The organism is Erwinia sp. Eh17-17 (assembly GCF_039675725.1).
In the GTDB taxonomy this organism is placed as follows: Bacteria; Pseudomonadota; Gammaproteobacteria; order Enterobacterales; family Enterobacteriaceae; genus Erwinia.
This window is the reverse complement of record NZ_JBDFQT010000025.1, coordinates 1-1,962: the sequence shown is the minus strand read 5'-3', so window position 1 is coordinate 1,962 and position 1,962 is coordinate 1. Positions and strand designations below refer to the sequence as shown.

At 59.1% G+C, this 1,962-nt stretch carries 2 protein-coding genes; both read right to left on the bottom strand.

Annotation, left to right across the window (positions count from 1 at the left end; all coding sequences use genetic code 11):
• Positions 1-40 precede the first annotated feature (40 nt).
• Positions 41-1,588 carry a type VI secretion system contractile sheath large subunit gene (gene tssC, locus ABEH87_RS21605; protein WP_346579410.1) on the bottom strand — a complete coding sequence of 516 codons (1,548 nt, stop codon included), beginning with the start codon at positions 1,586-1,588 and terminating at the stop codon, positions 41-43.
• A gap of 29 nt (positions 1,589-1,617) precedes the next feature.
• Positions 1,618-1,962, bottom strand: a 345-nt coding sequence (gene tssB / locus ABEH87_RS21600; RefSeq protein WP_346579408.1) for a type VI secretion system contractile sheath small subunit, incomplete at its 5' end; no start/stop codon positions are given.

Here is a 1,962-nt window from a genome sequence, read left to right as displayed (position 1 = left end):
TCCATAACGGACGATATATTTTCATCCCTGTTCGCCCGCCTTACGCTTTCGCTTTCGGCATCTGGGATACCAGAGACAGGTTGATATCCATGCCTTCCACCTGGAAATGCGGGATGGCATACAGCTTCACGCGGAAGAAGCCCGGATTGTCCTCGATATCTTCCACCACCACTTTCGCATCGCGCAGCGGATGTGATGCCTGCAGCTCGTCGCCCGGATCGGTCATTTCCGTCACCAGACCGCGCACCCAGGTGTTCAGCTCCAGCTCCAGCAGGCGGCGATCCTTGGTCGTGCCGATGTTTTCGCGCTGGATCAGCTTCAGGTAGTGCGCAATGCGCGACAGCAGGAAAATATACGGCAGGCGCGCGTTGATGCGGCTGTTGGCCGTGGCGTCAGCGGTGTCGTACAGCGCCGGTTTCTGCGTCGAGTTGGCCGAGAAGAAGCACGAGTAGTCGCGGTTTTTGTAGTACGACAGCGGGATAAAGCCGAGGTTGGCGAACTCGAATTCGCGGGTTTCCGGGATCATCACCTCTGACGGGATTTTCACCTGGTTACCGGTGCCCAGGTCATACAGGTGGATCGGCAGGTCCTGCACCGCGCCGCCCGCCTGCGGGCCGCGGATCTGCACGCACCAGCCGTTGTTGATAAAGCTCTTCACCATGTTGGCGGCAAACGCAAACGAAGCGTTGGTCCACAGGTAGCGGTCGTGATCCGGGCCTTTCACCTCTTCCACGTAGTTGAAGCTGCGCACCGGCACGGTGTCCGGGCCGTACGGCAGGCGGCCGAGCACGCGCGGCATCACCAGGCCGATATAGCGCGAATCGTCGGTGTCGCGGAACGACTTCCACTTGATGTATTCGGCGCGGTCAAAGTAGTTGCCGATATCCTTGATGGCCGCCACCTCTTCCATATTGTCCTTCAGGAAGAACCGCGGGCCGGCGGAGCCGATAAACGGCATATGCGCGGACGCCGCCACTTTGGAGATGTTGCGCAGCAGCGCCACGTCCTGCGCGGAGGCATCGAACTCGTAAGAGGAGATCAGCGCGCCAATCGGCTCGCCGCCGGGGGTGTCGTACTCGGCGATATAGGTGTGCGCGTACAGGCCGCTCTGAATGATTTCCGGCGCGTCCTCAAAGTCCTGGCGCAGGTCGTCTTTCGACAGGTCCAGCACTTCAATCTTCACGTTCTGGCGGAAGTCGGTTTTGTCCACCAGCGACTTCAGGCCGCGCCACAGCGACTCCACGCTCTGGAATTCCTCGTGGTGCATCACCGCGTCCAGCTGGCGGCTGATCTGCTCGTCCAGCCGGGCGATATGGTGATCCAGCAGGGTTTTATCCAGCCTTTCGACCTTTGAACCCGACTGCTGCAGGCACTCGACCAGCACCTTCATCGCCGCCGTTACGCGCTCGTCGGCGCTGGCATCGGACATCATCTGGCTGTCCTGCCAGATATTCAGGTCGCTGAGGTGCGACACCGGGCTGAGATTAATTTTTTCAAACAGGGAGGCATAAACACCGCCCGCAGCGGGACGATCCTGCACGGTAGCGCTACCCGCGGAAGACGTTTTATTTTCAACAGACATCAGCATTCTCTCGTGTTATTCCGTTAAACGAAGGATCAGGCTTTTTGTGGCGCCAGGGCAGACAGCTCACGACGCAGTTCGTCATTCAGGGCAGGGTTTTTCAGGATGGACTCCAGCTCCTTGCGGAACGTGACGTTATCCAGCAGGTTAGATTTGAGATCGCGCAGCAGGTTACGCATGGCGAGCATGGCCTTCAGCTGGGGGATCTGGCGGGCAACCTGCTCCGGGCTGAAGTCTTTAAGCTCGCGGAAGGTCAGCTTAACGTTCTCTTCGCTGCCGTCGCCGGCCAGGGTGTTCTCCACGGAGATATTGACCGCCGGGGAAAACTCCGCCAGCACGCTGTCGAAGTTGTTCTTGTTCACGTTCACTTTTTCGCGCTC